The sequence below is a fragment of the Enhygromyxa salina genome, assembly GCF_002994615.1.
In the GTDB taxonomy this organism is placed as follows: Bacteria; Myxococcota_A; Polyangia; order Nannocystales; family Nannocystaceae; genus Plesiocystis; species Plesiocystis salina_A.
In genome coordinates this window covers 58,341-79,067 of sequence record NZ_PVNK01000119.1, presented here as the reverse complement: position 1 = coordinate 79,067, position 20,727 = coordinate 58,341, and the positions used below count along the sequence as shown (strand labels likewise).

At 69.0% G+C, this 20,727-nt stretch carries 16 protein-coding genes; 10 read left to right on the top strand and 6 right to left on the bottom strand.

From position 1 onward, the window contains the following. Positions 1–1,311 (top strand): GDSL-type esterase/lipase family protein (locus tag ENSA5_RS11980; protein ID WP_106391783.1); only part of this gene is annotated, 1,311 nt, incomplete at its 5' end. 450 nt (positions 1,312–1,761) lie between these two features. Here ENSA5_RS11980 and ENSA5_RS11975 read toward each other — a convergent pair. Further along, entirely contained in the window at positions 1,762–2,061 is a 300-nt protein-coding gene (locus ENSA5_RS11975) for a hypothetical protein (protein WP_106391782.1), read from the bottom strand. Between the two features lie 471 nt (positions 2,062–2,532). Beyond that, positions 2,533–3,963: a Vgb family protein gene (locus ENSA5_RS11970; protein ID WP_146155603.1), complete on the bottom strand. Its 1,431-nt coding sequence runs from the start codon at positions 3,961–3,963 to the stop codon at positions 2,533–2,535. A gap of 96 nt (positions 3,964–4,059) precedes the next feature. On the opposite strand from ENSA5_RS11970, the gene ENSA5_RS11965 reads away from it, so the two are divergent. From ENSA5_RS11965 to ENSA5_RS11955, 4 genes are all read left to right on the top strand, one after another. After that, positions 4,060–6,201, top strand: a complete 2,142-nt coding sequence (locus ENSA5_RS11965) for a S9 family peptidase (protein ID WP_106391780.1) — start codon at positions 4,060–4,062, stop codon at positions 6,199–6,201. 85 nt (positions 6,202–6,286) lie between these two features. After that, positions 6,287–6,442: a hypothetical protein gene (locus ENSA5_RS37520; RefSeq protein ID WP_181197670.1), complete on the top strand. Its 156-nt coding sequence runs from the start codon at positions 6,287–6,289 to the stop codon at positions 6,440–6,442. A gap of 229 nt (positions 6,443–6,671) precedes the next feature. Continuing rightward, complete coding sequence (locus ENSA5_RS11960; protein ID WP_106391779.1) at positions 6,672–7,178, top strand: hypothetical protein; 507 nt, start codon at positions 6,672–6,674, stop codon at positions 7,176–7,178. A 94-nt stretch (positions 7,179–7,272) separates the two neighbouring features. Further along, positions 7,273–7,938 carry a peptidylprolyl isomerase gene (locus ENSA5_RS11955; RefSeq protein ID WP_181197669.1) on the top strand — a complete coding sequence of 222 codons (666 nt, stop codon included), beginning with the start codon at positions 7,273–7,275 and terminating at the stop codon, positions 7,936–7,938. A 5-nt stretch (positions 7,939–7,943) separates the two neighbouring features. On the opposite strand, the gene ENSA5_RS11950 is transcribed toward ENSA5_RS11955, so the two are convergent. Next, positions 7,944–8,735 (bottom strand): inositol monophosphatase family protein, encoded by a 792-nt coding sequence (locus ENSA5_RS11950; RefSeq protein ID WP_181197668.1) that lies wholly within the window; start codon positions 8,733–8,735, stop codon positions 7,944–7,946. Positions 8,736–8,826: 91 nt separating this feature from the next. On the opposite strand from ENSA5_RS11950, the gene ENSA5_RS11945 reads away from it, so the two are divergent. The 3 genes from ENSA5_RS11945 (at position 8,827) to ENSA5_RS11935 (ending at position 11,941) form a co-directional block, all read left to right on the top strand. Further along, positions 8,827–10,284, top strand: a complete 1,458-nt coding sequence (locus ENSA5_RS11945) for an MBOAT family O-acyltransferase (RefSeq protein ID WP_106391776.1) — start codon at positions 8,827–8,829, stop codon at positions 10,282–10,284. A 4-nt stretch (positions 10,285–10,288) separates the two neighbouring features. Further along, positions 10,289–11,218, top strand: coding sequence for a hypothetical protein (locus ENSA5_RS11940; RefSeq protein ID WP_106391775.1), 930 nt, complete (start codon positions 10,289–10,291; stop codon positions 11,216–11,218). Between the two features lie 114 nt (positions 11,219–11,332). Further along, on the top strand, positions 11,333–11,941 hold the full coding sequence (locus ENSA5_RS11935; protein ID WP_146155602.1) for a hypothetical protein: 609 nt from the start codon (positions 11,333–11,335) through the stop codon (positions 11,939–11,941). Positions 11,942–11,968: 27 nt separating this feature from the next. Here ENSA5_RS11935 and ENSA5_RS11930 read toward each other — a convergent pair whose 3' ends face one another. Genes ENSA5_RS11930 through ENSA5_RS11920 form a run of 3 tightly spaced genes read right to left on the bottom strand, consistent with a single transcriptional unit; the run spans position 11,969 to position 16,906 of the window. Further along, positions 11,969–13,975 carry an alpha-amylase family glycosyl hydrolase gene (locus ENSA5_RS11930; protein ID WP_181197667.1) on the bottom strand — a complete coding sequence of 669 codons (2,007 nt, stop codon included), beginning with the start codon at positions 13,973–13,975 and terminating at the stop codon, positions 11,969–11,971. Continuing rightward, a complete protein-coding gene (locus tag ENSA5_RS11925) occupies positions 13,965–16,118 on the bottom strand; it encodes an alpha-amylase family glycosyl hydrolase (protein ID WP_106391772.1) in 2,154 nt (717 codons plus the stop codon). The genes ENSA5_RS11930 and ENSA5_RS11925 overlap by 11 nt, the downstream gene beginning before the upstream one ends. A 50-nt stretch (positions 16,119–16,168) precedes the next feature. Further along, positions 16,169–16,906, bottom strand: coding sequence for a YceI family protein (locus ENSA5_RS11920; RefSeq protein WP_106391771.1), 738 nt, complete (start codon positions 16,904–16,906; stop codon positions 16,169–16,171). 140 nt (positions 16,907–17,046) lie between these two features. Between ENSA5_RS11920 and ENSA5_RS11915 the strand changes: the two genes are divergently transcribed. Together ENSA5_RS11915 and ENSA5_RS11910 are read left to right on the top strand one after the other, a co-directional pair. After that, the gene (locus ENSA5_RS11915) at positions 17,047–18,747 is read left to right on the top strand and encodes a carbohydrate porin (protein WP_146155601.1); all 1,701 of its coding nucleotides are present in this window, start codon (positions 17,047–17,049) and stop codon (positions 18,745–18,747) included. 1 nt (position 18,748) lies between these two features. Continuing rightward, the gene (locus tag ENSA5_RS11910) at positions 18,749–20,701 is read left to right on the top strand and encodes an alpha-amylase family glycosyl hydrolase (RefSeq protein WP_106391769.1); all 1,953 of its coding nucleotides are present in this window, start codon (positions 18,749–18,751) and stop codon (positions 20,699–20,701) included. Positions 20,702–20,727 lie beyond the last annotated feature (26 nt).

Genomic DNA, 20,727 nt, shown 5'->3' with positions numbered 1-20,727 from the left:
GTCGTCAACGAGACGATCCGCGCCGCCTGCGAGCAGGGCCAACGCCGCCTGCTCCGGGACGGCGAACCCGTCCAGCCCGAGCTGCCCCCGGCGCCCGAGGGACCCCTGCCCTGCGCCAACCAACCCCTGCCGCCCGAGGGGCTCCCGGGCTTGTTCGCGCCCCTCGACATCCCCGAGGGCAGCGCCCCTCTCGCCAGCTTCGAGGCCGCGCTCGCCGAGCTCGACGCGGGCACCCGCGAGGCCCCGGTCCGCCTCGCGTTCTACGGCGCCTCGGGCGTCGCGGCCGACCTCTGGACGGGCTACGTCCGCGCCTACTTGCAGGCACGCTTCGGTGACGCGGGTCCCGGCATCGTCCCGGGCGCGCCGCCGCACAAGTGGTCCCGCCACCAAGAGATCCGGCTCGAGAGCTCCAAACACTGGAAAAAGCACAACGCGTTTCGCCTCGACGAGCTCGCCCCGCCCGGACACTTCGGCGTCATGGGCCAGGCGATGACCGCCGATGACCCGCGCGCCTGGACCCAGCTCACGCCCGACCCCAAATCGCCCTCGGCGACCGAGCTCGCGTTCTACGAGCTTCACTACCTCGAGCAACCCGGCGGCGGCTCGTTCACGGTCAGGCTCGACGGTCGGCCGCTGGCCGAGGTCATCACCGCCACCTCCGCGCAGCCGCGACTCGGCCGCCACCGCATCGAGCTCGAGCCGGGCAGCGCCCACCCCCTGCGTCTCGAGCTCCACGGCGACGGCGAGGTCCGGCTGCTCGGCGTCGTCGCCGAGACCGGTCGGCCCGGCGTCGTGCTCGACACCCTCGGGGCCAACGGGGCCAAGACCGAGAACCTCCTGCGCTGGGACGAGGCCCTGTGGTCTGCGCACCTGCGCGAGCGCGACCCTGTGCTCTACGTGCTCGCCTACGGCAACAACGAGTCCGTCGACGTCGACGTCCCGATCGCCAAGTACGAGGCCGACTATCGCGCCGTGCTCGAGCGCTTCCGCCGGACGCTGCCGAGCGCCAGCTGCGTGATGATCGGGCCCGGCGACTATCCGATCCTCGACCACGGCGAGATCCGCCCGCGCCCGCGCCTGGCCAAGATCCGCGAGGTCCAGCGCGAGCTCGCGCCCGAATACGAGTGCGCCTTCCTCGACACCCTCGCCGTGTTCGGCGGGGTCGGCTCAAAGGCCGCGTGGGTCGAGGCCGGGCTCGGCAAAGACGACTTCCTCCACCTCACCCGGCACGGCTACCTCCGCTTCGGCGTCGCCGTTGGCGACGCGCTGATGCAAGGCTACGACTGGCGAGCCCTCCACGCGGCCGACTGAGACAAAGCGCGTGGTGCAGTGCATCGTGTCGCCTCGCGCCGGAACCTCCTCGGCCTAGCAGCCCGGGGTGCAATGCATCGTGTCGCCTCGCGCCGGAATGTTCGCCGAGGGCGCGAAGCCAAAACGCCGCTGTACCAGGCGTACTGCAAGTTTTGGCGACAAAGCCCTCGGCGAAAAGGCCAAGCGAGGCGGCGCGAGGCATTGCACCCCGGGCTGCTAGACCTAAATCTAGCGCTGAATTCAAAAAGCTGAATGATTTAGGGCTAGTACGAGCCGCAAGGCGAGCGTTTGGGGTGAGCGGAGGGGGCTTTGCCGCCGCAGCGAGGGGCCTTTTTGAAAGGCCCCTTGAGGACTAGAAGGCCTGAGTCGAGCGCGCAGCGCTTGATTCAGGGCTAGAGGAGCTCGGGCAAGGTCGACCTTGGCTTGGTGCCGGACATGGGTTTTGCGACCTCAGTGAATGAACTCGCCCGGATCGACGGCCGTCGTTGACCGAATGATCACGTTGAGCAGCGCGAGGAAGGTCCCCGGCTCGAACCCGAGCTCCTCGAGCTCCTCGGGTGTAGGAATTCGCCGGCGCATGAGCGTCGTGATCGTCCAGATCATCATGCCCAGCGCCTGACCGGTCAGAACTTCGCTGGCGGCAGAGAAGGTCGCCTCAAACTCCTCGAGGCTCTCCTTGTCCCACCTCGCGTCGACGGCAGCGGAGAAGAAGTCGCAGTAGGCAGTGAGCGCGGGGTCATCGTGATTCATGGATCTCTCTTCTTCAACTGGGCCAGTATAGGCCCCGGGTGGTGGCCTCGGGGTCGCGGCGCCCGGGTCGAGCGACAGCCCCACTCGCACGACATCCCGCACGGCACCCGGCACGTCGGGGTTCAACCCCTCGAAGGGTAGGGATCCGGCGAGGGTCAGTCCGCAGTAGCGGGAGAGATGATCGTGACCGAGCACGGCAGCATTGATCCAGCGCGCGCTCCGTCGTTGACGACCTGGGGTCCCGTCATCACCGACTCACGGCGCCTTTGGTCGCATCGGGTTCTCGAGCTCGTCGCCATGAAGACAGCGGCGCCACGATGGCCCCGCGATCGACGAGGGCGGCGGCGAAGCCCGATGGTGCTGCCCAATCGCGCCGGGCGCCTCCAGTCGAAGGCGCTCTCGGCGGGCGGCGGGCGACGTGTCCACGAGGAACACCCCACCCCGAGTCCACGCCGCCGACAGAGACAGAGTTTACCCGGCGATGCCGCCGGCGACGATGCTCAGGGCGTTGCCGGTCATGTCCGAGTAGGTGTAGGCGCCGTTGAGCCCGCTGTAGACCTCGTAGGTCTCGAGCACTGGATCGATCTTGAAAGCCCGGGTGCCGACCTCGATGAACCACACGAAGCCGTCGATGTCGACGCTGACGCCGCGCGAGGAGCTGACCGGGATGTCGATCTCGGTCACGATCTCGAGCGTGTCGATGTCGTAGCCGCGGACGCCGTTTTGGCTCGAGAACATCGCCTGCCACATGATCCCGTTGGTGTCCTGACCCATGCCGAGGCCGCCCTTGTTGAGGGTCGTGAACTGCTCGGTCTCGGGGTCGAAGACCAGGGTCATGTTGCTGCCACCCGCGCCGCCGATCCACGGGCGCCCGTACTCGTCGATCGTGAACCCGTAAGAGAACATCTGGGCCGGGATCGACCAGACCGTGGTGGTGAAATCCTGGGCGTCGACGCGGATGAGCTGCGAGTTGGTCGAGTGCGAGATCATCCAGAAGTTCTCGTCGGGGTCGACGGCGCCGCCGTAGGGGCCAAAGCTGTTGACGGTGAAGTTCGGCAGCGGGATGTCTTCCTCGATCTCACCCGTGTCACCGTTGAGGCGCATGGCGTGGGCGCCGTTGCCCGCGCCGGGCGAGGCCCCAGTCCAGAACTTGGCGTCGGTGACCTCGCAGGTGGCCTGGTTGATCGTGCCGAAGGTCCAGGCCGCGGGGCGGTTGGCGGTGTAGTTGATCGCGGTGTGCCAGGCGACGCAGTCGTCCTCGCCCCAGGCCAACACGTCGCCCTTGCCGGTCGAGGTCTGGAGCCCCGGCATGCCGTTGGCCATCTCGTCGCAATTGTCGGTGTTGGCGAAGACCTTGGTGATCCCGCCCGTCCGGTTGGCCACGGCCACGTCGCCGCCGAGGTTGACCGAGGTCCGCGAGGGGCTGCCGTTGCCGTCGGGGCGCGTGAGGTAGCGGCCCTCCTCGATCATCGTCTTGGTGTCGATCTTGGAGATCGTGCCCTCGGACGAGTTCGCAACCCAGATGTACGAGAGCACCTCGTCGCCGCCGCCCCCGACCCCACACTCGCCGAGGCCAGCGTCGGGGAGCTCGTTGAGATCGAACTTCACGCCCGAGTCGTCGCCCTCGTCACCCTCGTCACCCTCGTCACCCTCGTCACCCTCGTCACCGGTCGTCGGGTCCGTGTCGCTCGGGTCGTCGGTGTCGCTCGGGTCGTCGGTCGTGCTGTTGGTGTCGTTGCCCTCGTTGGTGTCGTCGCCGACGGTCTCGCCGATGCTGCCGATGCCGTCATCGCGCGCGCCGTTGGTGCCCGCGTCCGTGCTGCCGCCGCATGCGGACATCGCGAGGACAAACACCAGCGAGCAGCCGCTCGCGACCATTGGGACTTGCAAACTATCCGCCATGGCCCGGACCCTACCTCAATCGAGGGTCCAGGCGGAGCTCGGAGCCCGGGGCCAAATCTATCAATTCGCAAAAACAGGCTGCTAGGATGTCCCGAGATGCGCAGTTCACTGCCCGCCTGCCTCACCTTCGTGCTGTCGCTGCCCGCGTGCCTGGGCGCGTCCGCCGAGCTCAGCTCTCCCCACGCGAGCGCGCCCGCGCCCCCGATCGCCAAGCGCATCGCGCATGAGCTGGTCGCGCACGGCCACACCCGCGTCGATCACTACTACTGGCTGCGCGAGCGCGGCGATCCCGAGGTCATCGCCTACCTCGAGGCCGAGAACGCCTACACCGAGGCCGCGACCGCCCACACCGCCAAGCTCCGCGCCGAGCTCCAGGCCGAGCTCACCGGGCGCATCCAGCAAGACGACAGCACGGTGCCCGTGCGCGAGCGCGACTATTTTTACTACGCGCGCTGGGTCGAGGGCAGCGAGCACCCGCTGTACTGCCGCAAGCACGGCTCGCTCGACGCCGACGAAGAGATCATCCTCAACGCCGACGCCCTCGCCAAAGGCCACGACTTCTTCGCAACTCGCGAGCTCGAGGTCAGCGAGAATCAGCAGCTGCTCGCCTACGCGACCGACGACGTCGGCCGCCGCTTTTACACGATCCACGTCAAGGATCTGCGCACCGGAGAGCTGCTCGCCGACGAGATCCCCGACGTGTCTGGCGCGCTCGAGTGGGCCAACGACGATCAGACGCTGCTGTACACCAAGCAGGATCCCGAGACCCTCCGCGACTACCAGGTGTTTCGCCACACCCTCGGCGACGCGCCCGGCGACGACACGCTGATCTACGAGGAGCGCGACGAGACCTTCGAGGTCGGGCTGTGGAAGACCAAGTCCCGCGCCTACCTCGTGCTCGACATCTACTCGACCCTCAGCGACGAGGTCCGGATCCTCGACGCCGCCAAGCCCGACGCCGAGCTCCGGGTGTTCGCGCCGCGCGAGCGCGGGCTCGAGTACGACATCGACCACCTCGGCGACCAGTTCTACGTGCGCACCAACCTCGACGCCGAGAACTTTCGCCTGATGAAGACCCCGGTCGCCAAGACCGACAAGCAGCACTGGCGCGAGGTCGTCGGCCACCGCGACGACGTGCTGATCGAGTCCTTCGAGCTGTTCGACGAGCACCTCGTGCTCGAGCAGCGCCGCCGCGGGCTCATGGAGCTCAGCGTCCAGCGCTGGGACGGCAGCGACGCCCACGTGCTCGACTTCGGCGAGCCGGCCTACGTCGCCTACGGCACGGGCAACCTCGAGCTCGACACGAGCACCCTGCGCTACGGCTACTCGTCGATGACCACGCCCGACTCGGTGTTCGACTACGACATGAACACCCGCGAGAAGGTCCTGCTCAAGCAGCAGAAGGTCCTCGGCGGGTTCGCGCCCGAGGACTACGTGACCGAGCGCCTCGACGCGCCCGCGCGCGACGGCGCGGCGGTCCCGATCTCGCTGGTCTACCGCCGCGGGCCCCAGGGCCGCCCCGAGCCCGGCCCGGCCCTGGTCTACGCCTACGGCTCCTACGGCGCGAGCATGGACGCCGACTTCTCGGCCAACGTCCTGAGCTTGCTCGACCGCGGGTTCGTGTTTGCGATCGCCCACGTCCGCGGCGGCGAGGAGCTCGGGCGGGCGTGGTACGAGGGCGGCAAGCTGCTCAACAAGAAGAACACCTTCACCGACTTCATCGACTCCGCACAATTCCTCGTCGACGAGGGCTACGCCGAGCGCTCGCAGGTGTTCGCCGAGGGCGGCAGCGCGGGTGGCCTGCTGATCGGCGCGGTCATCAACATGCGCCCGGACTTGTTCGCCGGGGCGATCGCGGCGGTCCCCTTCGTCGACGTGGTCACGACCATGCTCGATGACTCGATCCCGCTGACGACCAGCGAATACGACGAATGGGGCAACCCCAACGACAAGCAATATTACGACTATATGTTGTCGTATTCGCCCTACGACAACGTCACGGCCCAGGACTATCCGCCCTTGTTGGTCACGACCGGCCTCCACGACTCGCAGGTCCAGTACTGGGAGCCGGCCAAGTGGGTCGCGAAGCTGCGCGCGACCAAGACCGGCGACGATCTGCTGCTCCTGCGCACCGACATGAGCTCGGGTCACGGCGGGAAGTCCGGGCGGCTCGCGCGGCTCGAGGAGATTGCTTTCGAGTTCGCCTTCTTGCTCGATCTGGCCGGGCGGGCGGACTGACAGTCTGGTTGTCGGGCCGCAGGCCCTAGCGGTAAAGACAACCAGCGCCAGCCACGCGGCCGCGACAGGCTATGCTGGGCGCGCCATGCCGAAGCCCGCCGAGGAGCCGGAGCGCTTCACCTACGCCGACGCCCTACGCTGGCCCGAGGACGAGCGCTGGGAGCTGCACGAGGGCGTCTCGGCCGACCGCAGGTCAGCGAGACCAAGGGCCAGCTCCCCTCGGGCCTGTTCGAGGAGCTGAGCATCGACTGGGATCGATTGCCCCCGTCGTCCGCCACCGCCCAAGCGTAGCCGCGCTCGCGCTGTGGCCGGCAGCTTGCTCGTATCCGAGCACCCAACCTGCTCGACGGGAGCCAGCCCCGGCGGCGGGGCCGCTGAGCGCTGCGCTGCGATCGCCCTCGACCGCGAAATTTCATCTGTGGACGTGTGGAGCCCGATCACGTATGAGGGTCTCGAGGGAAGTCTCCACAGTGGAAAAAAACGAGTACAAGGGCGCCGCGCTCAATTCCTTCATCCTCGCCCTGGGCCACTCAAAGAGCGTCATCAGCAAGCTGCTCGCCGACGCTGGCGTCGACAAGATCGAGCCGGAGCGATGGTACGACTATGACTGGGCGAGGGGCCTCTACTACAAGATCGAGGCCGAGGTCGGCCCCTCAGCGGTGATCGCGGTTGGCCGGAAGATGATCGAGACCGCTGACTATCCGCCCGACATCGATGGCATCCAGACGCTGCTGATGGCCCTCGGCCATGCCTATCGGCTCAACGCCCGGGGACCCGATGTGGGAGAGATCACCTGCGAGCTCGAAGACGAGCACAGCGCGACGCTCGTCTTCACCCCCAAATTTCCGTGCGCGCTCAACATCGGCATCGTGGAGGGGTCGTGCTCCCGCTATGGAGAGCAGGCCCTGATCGAGCATGGCCCCAACGGCTGCTTGGACAGGGGCGATCCGGCGTGCACCTATCACGTCAGCTGGTAGGGCTCTCGCTGCCGAGCTCGGCGCGCCCGAGCTGCTCTCGAATGAGCTGACCCGGCGCTCCGAGCTCGGACAACTCCGCGTTAGGATGTCGCGGATGCGTCGCGCTCTCTCCCTCGGCCTCGCGTGCCTCGCCCTCGCCTGCGATCCCGGGGCCCCGGGCAGCTTCCCGCCCGAAGACCCCCAGCTCGCCGCCAACAACGAGGCCGCGGGCGATCCCCACCGCGGGCGCTTCCCCTTCGCCGACGCCGTCGCCGGGCTGCCGGAGACCGGCCAGCTCCGCGCGACGATCGTGACCGACGAGGGCGAGATCCGCTGCCGCCTGCTCGCCGACGTCGCGCCCCTCGCCGTCGCCAACTTCGTCGGCCTCGCCCGGGGCCTGCGGCCCTTCCTCGATCCCGAGGACGGCGGGTGGGTCACGCGGCCCTACTACGACGGCCTGACCTTTCATCGCACGGTCGAGCGTCAGTTCGTCCAGGGCGGCCGGCTCGGCCAGGAAAAATGGATCGGCTTCCTGCTCCAGGACGAGCGCTCGGTCGGGACCGCGTTCGACAAGCCCGGCGTGCTCGCGCTCGCCAACCAAGGCGCGCCCAACACCAGCGCCGCGGAGTTCTTCATCACGACCGAGATCCTCCGCAACCTCGACGGGCAGTACACGATCATCGGCCGCTGCGAGGACGTGATGATCGTCCGCGCCCTCGAAGATCGCCTGAGCCACGGTGACCAGCCCGTGATCGAGACCGTCACCATTCGCCGCGAGTAGTCGGCTCACTCACTCCCGCGCAGGGCGGGCGCGAGGCCCTTGTGGGCCCACGGCGAGCCCGCGATCACGCTCGCTCCGCTGTCCGGATCGTCCCCGGGTCGCAGCCCGCTGACCACACCGCCAGCCTCGGCGACCAGGAGGTTGCCCGCCGCGACGTCCCAGGGCTTGAGGCCCTGCTCCCAGAACCCGTCGAAGCGACCCCAGGCGACCCAGGCGAGATCCAGGGCCGCCGAGCCGAAGCGCCGAATGCCGCCGACGCGATCGCGGATCGCGGCCAGCTGCGCGGCGAAGCGCTCGTGGTGCGGGCTCCCGCGGTGGGGCACGCCCGTGGCCACGATGACCTGCTCCCAGCGCTCGCGGCTCGACACCTGGATCGGCGCGCCGTTGCGGGTCGCGCCCGCGCCCCGGGCACAGGCGAAGAGCTCGTCCGTGAGCGGTTGAAACACCACGCCCCGGATCGTGCGGCCGGCCTCGCGCAGCGCGATCGAGACCGCGAAGTGCGGCACCGCGCACAGGAAGTTGGTCGTCCCGTCGAGGGGATCCACGACCCACTCGAGCTCGGAGCTGCCCGCCGCGGCCTCGGTCTCCTCGCCGAGGTACGCGGCCTCGGGCAGCTCCGCGAGCAGCACGGCCCGGATCGCGGCCTCGGCCTCGCGGTCGGCGACGGACACGAAGTCCGCGGGCCCCTTGGTCTCGACCTCGAGCTGATCGAGCGCGCCAAAGTACTCGCTCAGCACGCGCCCGCCCGCTCGCGCGGCCGTCTCCATTACAACCAGCTCTCGGTTCGCCGCCGTCATGCCGCGAGATGGTAGCGCGCAGATCCGGCCCGCGCGCGGGCAACTTTCGCGCACCTCGGTCCCCGCGCTTGCCATACTCGGGGTCGCACACGTGACCTTCACGACCCTGACCTTCCTGCTCTTCCTCGCGCTGGTGTTCGCGCTGTACTGGACGGTGCGCGGGCGCGTGGGACAAAACGCGGTCGTCGTCGGGGCCAGCTACGTGTTCTACGGCTGGTGGGACCTGCGCTTTTGCGCGCTGATCCTGGCCTCGAGCCTCGTCGACTTCGCGATCGCGCGGGCGCTGGCGCGCGGCGGCCCACGAGCGCGGCGCCGGGCGCTGGTAGCGGTCAGCTGCACCCTCAACCTCGGGCTCCTCGCCCTGTTCAAGTACTTCGACTTCTTCATCGACAGCTTCGCGGTCGTGCTCGCGAGCTTCGGACTCTCGCCCAACCTGCCGAGCCTCCACCTCCTGCTCCCGGTCGGGATCAGCTTCTACACCTTCCAGACCCTCGGCTACACGATCGACGTCTACCGCGAGGACGCGAAGGCCAGCGACAGCCTCCTCGACTACCTGGCCTACGTCGCGTTCTTTCCCCAGCTCGTCGCCGGGCCGATCGAGCGCGCGCGTCGGCTCCTGCCCCAGCTGCAGACAGCCCGCAGCTTCGACGAGGCCGCGGCCCGCGACGGCGCCAAGCTGATCCTGTGGGGTTTTTGCAAGAAGATCATCCTGGCCGATCACCTCGGCGAGTTCGTCGAGCTGATCTACGGCGCCGAGCTCGTCCACGCCTCGGGCCCGGTCCTCGCGCTTGCGACGATCTGCTTCGCGTTTCAGATCTACTGCGACTTCTCGGCCTACTCGGACATCGCGATCGGCACCGCCAAGCTGTTCGGCGTGCGCCTGGTCCGCAACTTCGCCCATCCCTACTTCAGCCAGTCGGTCACGGAATTTTGGCGCCGCTGGCACATGTCGCTGTCGACGTGGTTTCGGGACTACGTCTACGTGCCGCTCGGCGGCAGCCGCCGCGGGCCCGCGCGGCTGTGGCTGAGCCTGATGGTGACCTTCACGCTCAGCGGGCTGTGGCACGGGGCCAGCTGGACCTTCGTGATCTGGGGCGCCGTCAACGGCCTGCTCGTCGGGCTCTCGGTCGCGATCGGACGCGCGCCGCGGCGCGGGCCCGACGACCTGCCCGCCTCACTCACAACCCGCGCGGGCCTGATCGCCGCGCCGCGCATGCTCGCGACCTTCGCCCTGATCTGCCTGACCTGGGTGTTCTTCCGCGCCCAAGATCTGGCCCAGGCCATGGGCATCCTCGCCCGCATCGTCACCGACCTTCCGCGCGCGGCGGCGTGGACCGAGCTCGTCCACCACCGCGAATTTCTCCTCGCCTTCGGCCCGCTGCTGCTCATCTTCGTGATCGTCGAGTGGCTGACCCGCGATCAGGACCACCCGCTCACGCTCGCCGCCTGGCCCCGAGCGGCGCGCTGGCTGCTCTACACCGCGCTGATCTGGATCACGATCTACCTGATGCCCGACGACCCGGGCGCCTTCATCTACTTCCAATTCTGAGCTCATGCGCCGCTTCATCACCCACGCGCTGATCTTCGCCCTGATCCAGGCGGTGATCCTCGCCCTGCTCTGGCGCGCGTGTCCGGACGACCCGGACCACTACATGGCCGCGACGATCGACAAGCACGCCCGCCTCCGGGCGGCCCCGTCTCCGCGGGTGATCTTCGTCGGCGGATCGAGCGTCGGCTTCAGCGTCGACTCGCGGCCCTTCGAGGCCCTCGGCCTCGCGCCGGTCAACATGGGCCTCAACGACGGCCTCGGGCTCTCGTTCATGCTCGGCGAGGTCGCGCCCGAGCTCCGACCCGGCGACGTGGTCATCGTCGCGCCCGAGACCCACCTGTACTGGACGGGGTCGCAAGATGACGCGGTCTGGGCGGTGCTCCAACAGCGGCCCGCGAGCGTGGCCTGCCTGTCGGGCGCGGGGGCCCGCGAGGTCGCGGATCAGGGCCTTCACTTCCTCGCTCGCAAGGTCCGCTGCGCGGCTCACCAGATCTCGACCAACCGGGAGCTGCCGACGATCTACCGGCGCGGGAGCTTCGACGCCTACGGTGACTTCACGGCCCACCGCGAGCGCCCCGCCAGGCGCGAGCAGCCGATCGTTCAGCCGTGGCCAGCGCCCGAGGAGCTCGACTTCAACCGCGCGATCGCAGAGCTCGCCGCGTTTGGCCAGACTTGCGCGGCCGCGGGCGCGCGCTGCTTCATCGCCTGGTGCCCGACGCGGCGCGCCCAGCTGACCCGCGAGGCCGCGGTGTTCGCCGCGATCGAGGCCCGCCTGCGCGACGAGGTCGCCCTGCCAATGCTCGAGGTCCCAAACGACGTTGGCTTCGGTGAGGAGTCATTTTACGATCGCGGGCCCCACCTGCGCGGCGACGCGGCGGCGGCCCGCTCGACGCGCCTCGCCGCCCGTCTCGCCGACGCGCTCGCGGCGAAATAGTAGTTCGCGCAATCGTGGCTCCATCGTCGCGTCGTGACCGGTGAATGGTTGCGCGTAGGTGTTCGCGAAACCAGACATATAGTGATGGCGTGAGTCGCTCACAGGAGACACGCCATGAACACATCAAAACGAAGCACCGCCTGGTGCGCCCTCTTGCTCGGCGCCCTGCCCCTGCTGGCCAACGGCTGCGACACCGAAGAGGCGCTCCTGCCGAGCGACTACGTCGAAGCTGAGGCCGATAACGACGTCAATGACGACGTAGATGAAGACCTAGACGACGGCTTTCGAACCTGGACCGGGTACGTCTCGGAGGAGAACCCGCCGCTGATCTGCTCGAATCGCTACGCCGCGCGCGGGTTCGACTGCTCGGGAAGCTATTGCGACAATGTCTCAATGGACTGCCGCTATCTGTCGGCGACGATCGGCGAGAGCAGCTGGATCCCCTACTTCTCGGAGGAAGGGTCGGCCACCGCCGATGAGGGCCACTGCTGGGGCTCGAACCAGTGGATGACGGGCGTGGTCTGCTCGGGCAGCTACTGCGACAACCTCAGCCTCCGCTGCACGGCCTTCCCGGGCACGAGCGCCGGCGACTGCCACTGGTCGAGCTGGTACTCGGAGGAGCAGTCGCCCTTCTACGCGCCCTTCGGCTATTACATCAAGGGCCTGGAATGCGACGGCAACTACTGCGACAACAAACGCTACCGCTACTGCAAGCAGACCTGACGATTCACCGCACGGCGTCTGCGGAGCTCACTCCGGCCGCAACACGACGCTCGTTCGGGCCCCGAGCTCCACGCTCGGCCCCGCGAGGATGTCTCCGGTCAGCAGATCCTGGTAGCTGCCGCCGGGCAGGCCCCCGGCCGTGCGTGTCGCGTCGGCGCGGTTGATCGCGACATACACGCTGTCCGACCCGAGGCTCATCTCGTAGACGAAGGTGTCGGCGTCGGCGCTGAGCGTGGTCCGGTCACCGCGGCGCAGCGCCGGCTGCTCGGCCCGGATCGCGTTGAGGGTCATGACATGATCGAGGAGCAGGTCCTGCCCGGCGCTGTAGCCCGCCCACTGCATGAAGCGCCGGTTGTCGGGGTCACCAGCCCCGGCCATGCCGACCTCGTCGCCGTAGTAGATCAGCGGCGCGCCCGGAGTCGTCAAGATCAGCGTGAAGCCCAGGGCCACGCGCTCGAAGGGCGCGACGTTGTCGGGCAGCGAGATGTTGTCCCACGCGAGGTCCTTGCCGTCGGTCCACTCGCTGGCCCAGACCGGCTGATCTTCAGCGAGGTGAATGATCCGCGGGATGTCATGGTTGCCGATGAAGGTGCTCATGATCCCGGCGCCGTAGTAGTCGTCGTTGCCGTCCATGAACGCGGCGAGATCCGACATCGCGCCGTTGCGCATGATGAGCTTGTTGGCCAGCTCCATGCGCAGGGGGAAGTCGAATTGGCCGTCGAGCATCGACGAATTGACGTAGTAGTTGATCAGGTCCTGATCACCTGTAAAGGTCTCGCCGACCATGTAGAAGTGCTCGCCCGTGAGCGGCTCGACCTCGGCGCTGACCCGGGCGCGCAGGTCGAGCAGCCACTGATCTTCGATGTGCTTGACCGCGTCGAGGCGGAAGCCGTCGACCCCGGTGTCGGCGATCCACTGCATCGCGTTGCCGACCGAGAAGTCCCGGGCCGCGGCGTTGGTGAAGTTGAAGTCGGGCAAATAAGGCGTGAACCAGCAGCGCCGCCCGTCGGCGCCGTCCCAGGCGCAGCCCTCGCCGCACACGCAGTTGCCGCCCTGGCCGTTGTCGTTGGGCCAAAACCAGTCCGGGTTCTGGGCGTAGACGGGGGCGCTCGAGTGGGCGTGGTTCATCGCGTAGTCGAACAAGACCTTGATGTCGTGGGCGTGGGCGAGCTCGACGAGGGCCTGCAGCTCCTCGAGCGTGCCAAAGTGCTCCTCGGTCTGATCGAAGTTTTGCGGCCAGTAGCCGTGGTAGGCCGAGTACTGGTGGCCGTCGATCCCGGCCCCGCTGGCTTGGGTGTTGTCGAGCGGGACCGAGAGCCACAGGCAGTTGACGCCGAGGTCGTCGAAGTAGCCCTCGTCGATCTTGGCCATGACCCCGGCCCAGTCTCCGCCTTGCCAGTCGGCCGGGGCCTCGACGCCGATCGGGCCGTCGTTGCTCATGTCGCCGTTGTAGAAGCGATCGACGAACACGAAGTAGATGACCGCGTCGCGCCAGTCGAAGTCGCCGATGTTGCCGGGGTCGCAGTCCCAGTCCTCGCAGGTCGTGGCGTCGAGGACCGAGTTGAGCCCGCCAAAGCCGTCGTCGACCGAATTGGGGTTGTTGGGGTCGGGGATGTAGCCCTCGCCGCCGTTGATGCGGAATTTGTACTCGACGGGGGTGTCCCAGGGCACGCCCGTGACGACCCGCCAGGTCTCGCCGTCGAGGCTCATGGTCTCGCCATTGGTCCAGCCGTCGGCCGCGAAGTCGCCGATCAGCTCGACGCTGGCGTAGCTCATGTCGGGCAGGCTGAACTCGTGCTCGCAGCGCTTGTTGGCGTCGTCGCACTCGGCCGGGCCCTCGTCGCCGTCGCCGTCTCCGGCGTCGCCCTCCTCGGTCGTCGAGCTGCTCCCGCTCCAGTCGCCGCCGTCGTCCGGGTCGAAGGTCTCGCTGTTCGGGGGCTCGCCGAAGTCGTCGTCGGTCTGAAATTGATCGACGGCGCAGGCCGTGGTCAGGGTCAGGGTCAGGGCCAGGGTCAGGGGGGAGTTAGGGCGCACAAGCATCATCCTCGGGGAGCAAGACCATCGCCGAGCGAGGCCCGAGCTCGATCTCGACGCCCCCTTCGCCGAGGTCGAGAGTACCGCCTCCGAGCGCGTCGCGATATCGACCCGCCGCGAGCGCGGTGCCCGGAACGTAGATGCTGCGCGGATCATCCGCGCGCGACACGAGCACCAGCGCCCCCCCCACTCCATCGGCCGCCACGCGGACGTAGGCGTAGGTGTCGTCGCCCACGTGCAAGGTCTGTCGCACCCGCGAGCGCAGGGCCGGTGAACAGCGGCGCAGCCGTCCCAGGGTCCGCGCGTGGTCGAGCAGCGCCAGCCGGCTCGGCGAAAGCGAGGCGAGATCGGGCATCACGCGGCGGTTGTCGGGATCGTCGGCGCCCGCGAGCGCGAGCTCGTCACCGTAGTAGAGCACGGGCATGCCTGGCAGGGTCAGCTGCAAGGTCAGGGCCAGGGCCACGCGATCGAGGGCCCGCGCGCCGGCCTCGGTGCTCCCCTCGGGCTGCGACGCGGGCTGGGTCCACGGAGCCCCGCCCCCGTCACCGACGACCACCGAGACGAAGCGCTCGACGTCATGGTTGCCGAGCATGCGCCCGAGGACCGCGCCCGAGCCCGCGAGCTCGGCCTCGGTGTGATCGAGCAGCGCGTCGAGGGTCGTGAACCCGGCGCTGTCGGTCGCGAGCACGTCACGCAGCGCCCACATCAGCGGAAAGTCGAACACGCTGTCGAGCCCGTCGTGGCCGAGGTAGGCGCGCAGGCCCGCGACGCCCGGGGTCCCGGGCCCGGTGAAGACCTCGCCGAGCAGGAGGCGGTCGCGACCTGGGGCCGTGCGCGCGCGGACCTCGTGGGCGATCCGGCGCGAGGCCGCGCGCGGCATCATCGGGACCGCGTCGATCCGGAGCCCGTCGATCTCGTAGGTGTCGATCCACCACAGCAGCTCGCCGACGGCGAAGTTCATCGCGTCCGGGTGCTCGAGGCGCAGATCGGGCAGGTAGGGCGCGAACCAGCAGGTCTGCATGAAGCCGGACCACGGGCAGCTCGGGGTCCCGCACACGCACTCGCTCGGGTGCTCGTTGAACCAGCCCTGCGCGTGGCCCTGCGCGACGATCTCGTGGGTCTCGTAGACATGGTTGGGGACGACGTCGAGGATCACCGCGAGCCCGCGCGCGTGAGCCGTGGCGATCAGGCTGCGCAGGGCGTCCTCGCCACCGATGCGCTCGTCGACGGCGCGGGAGTCCGAGACCCAGTAGCCGTGGTAGCCCTCGTAGAGCCGCCCATCGGTGCCCTCGCGGGCCTCGTCGGGCCCCTGGTAGACGGGCGAGAGCCACAGCGCGCTGACGCCCAGGGCCTCGAAGTACCCGTCTTCGACGGCCGCCTCGACCCCGCCGAGGGTCCCGCCCGCGCGCGAGGCCGGCGTCAGAGGATCGCTCAGCGCGACGCCGTCGTCGGCGTAGAAGCGATCGATCATGATCTGATAGATGACCGCGTCGTCGAAGCTCGGGGCGATCGGGTCGACGAACACCGAGACCCGCGCCTGCGCCCGGCGCCCGGCGGTGTCCTCGGCCTCAACCTCGAACGCGTGGCGGCCCCGGGCCAGGGTCGCGCTCGACAGCTCGATCGTGCCGTCGGCGGCCGAGCTGTGCTCGACGCTCAGCTCGGTCGCAACGCTCGCGGGCGCCAGCGCGTGCGCGGGCTCGGTGTCCGCAGCCCAAAAGCGCGCCCTGACCGACACGCGCCCGTCGTCCACGCCGAGCTCGTCGGCCGCGACCGTCAGCGCCGGCTCGCCGCAGTCCTCGACGTACAGGCGCGAGACCTCGCGCCCGTCGTCGGCGCGGAAGGTCGTCAAAGGGTTGTGCTCATCGAGCCGCGCCGCGCCATCCTCGACGATCAGGTAGCCGTACTCGCCCGGGGGCAGATCGAGGGCCAGGGCGCGCCAGCCCTCGTCGCGCGCCACCATCGACGCGCCCGGCGTCGCCCACCCGTCAAAGCTCCCGATCACGTGGAGCGCGGACCTGGGGTGGCCTGCCTGGGCCCAGATCACCGCCTTGCAGTCCCGCCGAGGAGGGCCCTGCTCGCCCGCGTCGCTCGTGCAGCCCGACAGCCACACGAGCACGGCGATCAGGCCCGGGATCCGCGACACGAGCGTGACTATAGCGGAGCGACGCGCCCCGAAGCTCGACCAGGGTCAACTCATGACGCGCGGGGGAACACGAGCTCGACCTCGAGCTGCACCGCGTCCTCGGCGAGCTCGGCCTCCATGCCCTCGTAGTCGATGCCGAACGCCTTGGCGCTGATCTCGAGGGTCGCGCGGCCAACCACGCGCTCGGCCTCGACGTCGATCGCGGCCGGAAACTCGAGCTCCTGCGTGACACCGTGCAGCCGCATGGTCCCGCTGACCTCGTAGCTGCCGGGCTCGGCGTCGGTCTTCGGCGTGATGCGCTCGGCGGCGAAGCTCGCGCTCGGGAACTGGTCGACGTGAAAGAAATCCGGGCTCTTGAGGTGCTGCGTGAGACCCTTGCGATCGGCGGCGACGGACCCGAGCTCGACGTTGATCTCCAGGGCCACCGGGTGACCGTCCTCGAGGCGAAGCTTGGACTCGAACTGCTTGAAGTGACCGACGTGGCCAACGGTCGCCCGGGCGACCGCGAACCCGACCTTGCTCTGGCTGCGATCGACCTCGAGCGCCTCGCTAGTCGTCGGCTCGGCGCTCGCAGCCTCGGCCGCCCCGGAGTCTGTGCCGGCCTCGGCCGCGCGGTCCGAGCTCGGCTCGCTGTCCTCGGGCGTCGCCGCGGCCGAGTCGACGGTGGGCGAGTCGCGCTCGCCGGGCTCGGCGGCTTGTTTGGCCTCGGGAGCCGACTTCGGGCCCGCGTCGGGTCGGTCGCAGCCCAGCAGTGACCAGGCGAACAGCAGCAAGATGGACCTGCGCACGCTCCGATGGTGCCACCTTTAAAGCGGCCTCTAAAGCGGCCTCGGGAGACCGACGCAGCGGCACCGATCGGATCGCGCGCGTTGCCCACACGGCCACACTCCGCGCCAGCCGAGGCCTGTTCTGTTGTAAGGTGGCGCCAGTGGCGACCCGCGGCCGTGCCCCAATTATTCTGGCGAGCTCGCTGGTCCTGTTGGCTGCGCCGGCGGCGTTCGCAGCTCCGCCCGAGACGCCACCGCCCCCCGCCGAGCCCGAGCCTGAGCCTGAGCCTGAGCCTGAGCCCAGCGCCGACGACGACGACGCCCCCACGGTCTCGGCCGAGGATCTGCTTCGGATGCAGCGCCGCCTCGACGCGCTCGAGTCCGAGGTCGAGCACCTCCGCGGTGAGCTCGATGACGCGCGCGACGCCCAAGCCGAGCCTGAGCCCGAGCCCGAGTCAGCGCCCAAGCCAGCGCCCAAGCCCAAGCCCAAGCCCGGCCCCCTGTCCGTCGGCAGCGTCCGCGACGGCCAGCGCGCGCCCGACTACGCCGACGGCTTTCACTTTGGATCCTACGGCCGCGTGGTCGCGGCCGGCGACGCGCGCGGTCGTCCAGGCCGCGACGCCGACATCGTCGGCCGAGGCTCGCGCTTCGACGAGTCGACCTACGCCGAGCTCGAGCTGCGCCGCGAAGATCACTGGGAGCAGACCGGCGCCTACACCCGCGTCGTCGCCACGGTCGCGGTCCGCCACCCGATCTTCCACTACAACGGCGACTTCGAGGCCGCGATCGCGCTGCGCAACCTCTACATCGAGGAGCTCGACCTCGGCCTGAAGGGCCTGTCGTTCTGGGCCGGGTCTCGGATGTACCGCGGCGACGACATCTACGTGCTCGACTGGTGGCCGCTCGACAACCTCAACACGATCGGCGGCGGCGCCGGCTACCAGTTCAAGGGCGGCTCGTTCATCAAGGTCCACGCCGGGGTCAACCAGCCCACGACCAGCTTCTACCGCCAGCTGGTCGCGCGGCCGCTGCCGCTCAACCAGCCCGGCGAGACCGACGTGGCGATCCTCGACCGCCAGCAGATCCTGACCAGCTACAAGATCGGCCACGTGTTCGACATCGGCGAGAGCGGCGGCGGCGTCAAGCTGGTCGGCTACGGCGAGACCCACCACGTCCGCGCGGGCCAGCGCGAGCTCAGCGGGGAGTCGCGCGAGTTCGAGGAGGTCCCGGCCGACAACGGCTACGTCGCGGGCGGCGAGCTCAGCCTGTTCACGGGCAAGCGCAGCACCCACCTCAACTTGTGGGTCCGCCACGCCTGGGATCTCGCGGCCTACGGCGAGTTCGCGCGCCCCTTTCAGCTCGCCCCCGACGCCACGACCAAGGGCGCGCGCGAGCTCGTGGTCGCGCTCGGCGGCAACTATGAGGTCTCGTTCTTCGGCGTGATGATGGGCGCGTACTTTCGCCGCTTCCGCAACGCCAGCCCCGACCTCGACGTCCATGATCTCAACGAGGGCATCGTGCTCGTGCGCCCGCAGTTTTGGTTCGGCAAGGTCGCCGGGGCCGCGATCGAGGGCTCCTATCAGGCCCAGCAGCGCGCGGTGTTCCCGGGCCTCGAAGACGACACCAGCGGCCCGCTGTTCTCGAGCTTGTGGCGCGTGGGCGTGATGCCCTTTTGGGCCCCGGCCGGGCGGGGCTCCTACGCGCGCCCGCACATTCGCGCCTGGTACATGGTCACGATCCGCGACGAGGGTGCGCGCTCGCTCTACGCCCTCGACGACGTGTTCAGCGTCCGCCCCGTCGACCACCTGATAGGCTTCGGCGCCGAGTGGTGGTTTGGCAGCACCTCCTACTTCCGTGACTGACATGCACAAGACAGCCTCCCAAGACCCGAGGGCCCGAGCCAAGCGAGGGTGTCGGGCCGCAGGCCCGAGTCAGGAGACGGCAAAGACAGGCACGCCCTGGATTCGCCGCCTCGCGCTGGCCGCGTCGCTGGTCCCGCTGCTGGTCCCGGCCGGGAGCTGCCTCAACTTCGAGGGCTACGAGCAGACCCCCGAGCTCACGACCGAGGTCGACGACTGGCGCGACGAGGTCATCTACCAGATCCTGGTCGATCGCTTCGCCAACGGCGACAAGGGCAACGACTACCGGGTCCAGCTCGGGGCCCCGGCCCGCTACCACGGCGGCGACTGGCAGGGCATCGAAGACAAGCTGCCCTACCTCCAGGAGCTCGGCGTGACCACGCTGTGGATCTCGCCGGTCATCAAGAACGTCGAGACCGACGCCGACGTCGACGGCTACCACGGCTACTGGGCCCAGGACTTCACCGAGCTCAACCCTCACTTTGGCGACCTCGTGGCCCTGCGCAGGCTGGTCGACGCCGCCCACGAGCGCGACATGTTGGTGATCATCGACATCGTCGCCAACCACGTCGGGCAGCTGTTTTACTACGACATCAACCTCAACGGCCACGCCGACGAGCAGCTCCAGGGCAACGGCATCGACTCCCCGGTGACCTACATCAACGAGTACGACCCCGACTTCGACGCGCGCGGGATCCAGTCCTTCACCTCGCTCGGCGAGGCCGGCCCGGCGCCGATCATCTTCGGCAACGATCCGGCCACCAACCACATGCCGCCGAACCCGGCGGTGTTCCGCAACCCCGCCGTCTACAACCGCAAGGGCCGGACCCTCGACTTCGAGGTCGAAGATCAGCTCCTCCACGGCGACTTCCCCGGCGGGCTCAAGGACGTCGACACGACCCGCTGCGACGTCAAGGAGGCCTTCGTCGACGTCTACGCCCGGATCATCGAGCAGACCAACGCCGACGGCTTCCGCATCGACACGATCAAGCACGTCGAGCACGAGTTTTGGCGCTACTTCAGCCAGCGCGTGCGCCAGCGCCTGGCCCTCCAGGGCAAGACCAACTTCTTCATGTTCGGCGAGGCCTTCGACGGGCGCGACGATCTGGTCGGCTCGTTCACCCAGCAGCTGCCCCCGGGCGAGGCCGAGCTCGACTGCGCGGGCGGGGGCCCGGCGCTGACCAGCGATCAGCTCGACAGCGCGTTTTACTTCCCGCAGTACTTTCAGGCCGTCCGCGACGTGCTCCAGCAGGCCCAGTCAACCGACCGCATCCAGGCCCTGTGGGAGCAGCGGCCGACGACCTGGGGCACCGAGCCCGCGAGCGGCGGCGTCGGGATCGCGCCCGCCGACATCCCGGTCAACTTCCTCGACAACCACGACGTCCCGCGCTTTTTGTACAACGTGCGCGAGCTCGACATCGCGGTCCAGCGCAAGCTGCTCCACAACGCCCTGGTCTTCCTCTACACCGCGCCCGGCGTGCCCTGCCTCTACTACGGCACCGAGCAGGAATTCCGCGGCGGCAACGACCCCGCCAACCGCGAAGATCTGTGGGACAGCGGCTTTGACCAGACCGGCGCGACCTTCCAGTGGATCGCGCGCCTCGCCAAGGTCCGCAAGGCCTACGCGTCGCTGCGCCGGGGCGAGCTCGCGGTCACCTGGTCGAGCGCGCGGACGGGCGACGAAGAGGACGCGGGCATCTTCGCGTTCGAGCGCAACGGCGGGACCAACAAGAACGGCTACTCGCTGGTCGTGATCAACAGCAACCAGGTCCACGCCAGCCACACCGCGTTCGAGGGCGCCGCGATGACCGTGCTCGCGCCGGCCGGGGCCACGCTCGAGGACGTGCTCTCGGGCGACACCTGGACGGTCGCCGATGACGGGACCCTCGACGTGACGGTCGAGGCGATGTCGGCGGTGATCCTGGTGCCCGCGGGCGACGTCGTCAGCCTGAACTGAAGCTGAAGCCGGCCGCCGGCGCGAGC

What these genes read in the sequence shown, in the direction of transcription:
- ENSA5_RS11935 (WP_146155602.1), top strand. Translation starts at nt 11,333, where the DNA reads ATGAACACATCAAAACGAAGCACCGCCTGGTGCGCCCTCTTGCTCGGC.
- ENSA5_RS11910 (WP_106391769.1), top strand. Translation starts at nt 18,749, where the DNA reads ATGCACAAGACAGCCTCCCAAGACCCGAGGGCCCGAGCCAAGCGAGGG.
- ENSA5_RS11950 (WP_181197668.1), bottom strand. Translation starts at nt 8,735, where the DNA reads ATGACGGCGGCGAACCGAGAGCTGGTTGTAATGGAGACGGCCGCGCGA.
- ENSA5_RS11970 (WP_146155603.1), bottom strand. Translation starts at nt 3,963, where the DNA reads ATGGCGGATAGTTTGCAAGTCCCAATGGTCGCGAGCGGCTGCTCGCTG.
- ENSA5_RS11955 (WP_181197669.1), top strand. Translation starts at nt 7,273, where the DNA reads ATGCGTCGCGCTCTCTCCCTCGGCCTCGCGTGCCTCGCCCTCGCCTGC.
- ENSA5_RS11975 (WP_106391782.1), bottom strand. Translation starts at nt 2,061, where the DNA reads ATGAATCACGATGACCCCGCGCTCACTGCCTACTGCGACTTCTTCTCC.
- ENSA5_RS11965 (WP_106391780.1), top strand. Translation starts at nt 4,060, where the DNA reads ATGCGCAGTTCACTGCCCGCCTGCCTCACCTTCGTGCTGTCGCTGCCC.
- ENSA5_RS37520 (WP_181197670.1), top strand. Translation starts at nt 6,287, where the DNA reads ATGCCGAAGCCCGCCGAGGAGCCGGAGCGCTTCACCTACGCCGACGCC.
- ENSA5_RS11940 (WP_106391775.1), top strand. Translation starts at nt 10,289, where the DNA reads ATGCGCCGCTTCATCACCCACGCGCTGATCTTCGCCCTGATCCAGGCG.